The sequence below is a fragment of the Methylomonas rivi genome (genome assembly GCF_024505165.1).
Taxonomy (GTDB): domain Bacteria; phylum Pseudomonadota; class Gammaproteobacteria; order Methylococcales; family Methylomonadaceae; genus Methylomonas; species Methylomonas rivi.
On sequence record NZ_JANIBK010000277.1, the window covers coordinates 1 to 2,164 of the forward strand.

Below are 2,164 nucleotides of genomic sequence, written 5' to 3' on the forward strand. Positions count from 1 at the left end.
ATGGACCCTCAACACTTCGGCGGCGCCGAGGACTGGTATGCCTGGCGCGAGCAGCAGGGCAGCGTCGGCCGCGAGAACGAGGCGTTTTTCAGCGGCATTTGGGATTTGCTGCATCACTGCAAAGGCCTGATGATAGGCGAAAAATACAACAGCAAACGCCGCATCGACAGCGAAATCATGTTGGCGCAGATGACGGCCGGCGAACAGAGTTTCAGGTTGCACATCAATCATGTGCTAAACAAAATCCAGGCGCCGGTATACCGGCAACTCAGCGTGGAAGCCCTGCGGGCGTTGGCATCCATCGTGCGGAATAATCCCGATCTCTATATCGAGGACACCCTGGTAACCGATATTTTGATAGGCCACGCAGTACGCATATGCTGGCTGCAGGCGCATCCGCAGTATTATGATAACTACGAAGAATGCGTCTCGCTGGCGTGGCAGGCCTTTTATCAATTGCCGCCGCACGCGCTGGCCAACGGCATCCTGGATGCGCTGGTGTATTTGCTCAATCACAATCAAAATTAACGGGGTCGACCATGATTCTTGCCGGCGACATTGGCGGTACTAAAACGGTTTTAGCTTTATTGGAAAAAGATGCGGGCGGCCTGTTGAAATGCGTGCGGGAGCAGACTTTTGCCAGCGGCGAATACGACAGTTTCGACGATATTTTGGCGTTGTTTTTGCCGGCGGGCGTACAGTTGAGTTCGGCCTGTTTCGGCGTGGCGGGGCCGGTGGTCGAGCAGCGCTGTTTTGCCACCAACCTGAATTGGACTCTGGATGCGGAGCTGCTGAAAACCAAGCTGGGCACCCCGAAAGTCAGATTGCTGAACGACCTGGAAGCCATGGCGTTCGGCATGCTGCACCTTGAAGCCGAGGACTTCGTCGAACTTAATCCCAACGCCGAACCGCAATCCGGCAATATCGCCGTGATAGCCGCCGGCACCGGGCTGGGAGAAGCGATCCTGTATTGGGATGGGCAACAGTATCACCCCATCGCCAGCGAAGGCGGGCACTGCTCGTTTGCGCCGCAAACCGTGCAGCAGGATAAATTGCTGCATTATTTGCGCAGGCAATTTCCGCAGCACGTCAGTTACGAACGGATTTTGTCCGGCGTCGGCTTTAGCCATTTGTACGATTTTCTGGTCGAAAGCCGGTTTGCGCCGCCCTGCCCGGCGGTGCCGAGCGCGGCATCGTGTAACGGTAACGGCGCCGACCGCAATGCCATTATCTCCCGCTTGGGTATCGATGGCGAGGATGCGTTATGCGGCGAAGCGGTGAGACTGTTCGTGGAGATTTACGGCGCGGAAGCCGGCAATTTATTCATGAAATCGTTTGCTACCGGTGGGATGTTTATCGGCGGCGGCATCGGTCCGAAAATACGTTCCGCCATGCAGGCCGGCGGTTTTATGATGGGATTTACCGCTAAAGGGCGGTTTCAGGCCTTGCTGGGAAAAGTGTCGGTCAAACTGGCGTTAAATCCCAGAACGCCGCTGATCGGCGCGATTCATTATTTTACGGCGGAATAGCCGGGCGGTTAAAGATGACATAGCCGTTCCCCACGCGAATGAGGGGAACGAATATGCCGGGCGGTTCTTAGTGAGCCGCGTTGTAGAGTTTCATCATTTCTTTATACATGTCCAGCAACTCGTTCAGAGTGGCTGCCGCGCCCGCATCGCCTTCATCAACTTGTTTGCGGGCAATTCTCAACTTGTCGCCGGCTTTTTGACGCAAACGTTCGGTGCCTTCGAAACGAAATTCTTTTTGCAATTGGCGAACTTCGCCCAGCGCACTGCTGATTTCCGCTTTATCGGCACCTTTGGCTTGCAAGCTTACAGCTTCTTGGATTTTGGCCAGAGAGCCTTCGCCAGCGGCTCTTACTTTCGCGTCGGTCGCGCCTTCGGCGAATGCAGTCGATGACATAATCAGGGCTGTTGCCATTACCAATGAAACCAAAGCTTTTTTAATGTTTACCATTTTTCAAATCCAATTGTTAGAGGTGTTGTAATACTAATTAACAAAACAATTTAATGATAACCGTATGGCTAATTAGCTGCCACTTTGTAGCAGATTCATCCTACCATAGTCGGACAAATAAAACTCATGGATTAAATTATTTTTTCCGGGTGGGCCGCCGGAAATTAAACGGTTTGAAAATCGATTT

Annotated in this window: 2 protein-coding genes and 1 pseudogene; 2 read left to right on the plus strand and 1 reads right to left on the minus strand. The window is 53.1% G+C overall.

The annotated features are described in order from the left end of the window. Positions 1 to 528: pseudogene (locus tag NP596_RS21040) on the plus strand (glycoside hydrolase family 15 protein); the annotation flags it as partial. An 11-nt stretch (positions 529 to 539) separates the two neighbouring features. Continuing rightward, positions 540 to 1,529, plus strand: a complete 990-nt coding sequence (gene glk / locus NP596_RS21045) for a glucokinase (protein ID WP_256617345.1) — start codon at positions 540 to 542, stop codon at positions 1,527 to 1,529. A 67-nt stretch (positions 1,530 to 1,596) separates the two neighbouring features. On the opposite strand, the gene NP596_RS21050 is transcribed toward glk, so the two are convergent. After that, on the minus strand, positions 1,597 to 1,977 hold the full coding sequence (locus NP596_RS21050; protein ID WP_256617346.1) for a hypothetical protein: 381 nt from the start codon (positions 1,975 to 1,977) through the stop codon (positions 1,597 to 1,599). Positions 1,978 to 2,164 lie beyond the last annotated feature (187 nt).

Coding starts and splice junctions, on each gene's coding strand:
- glk (WP_256617345.1), top strand. CDS start 540: ATGATTCTTGCCGGCGACATTGGCGGTACTAAAACGGTTTTAGCTTTA.
- NP596_RS21050 (WP_256617346.1), bottom strand. CDS start 1,977: ATGGTAAACATTAAAAAAGCTTTGGTTTCATTGGTAATGGCAACAGCC.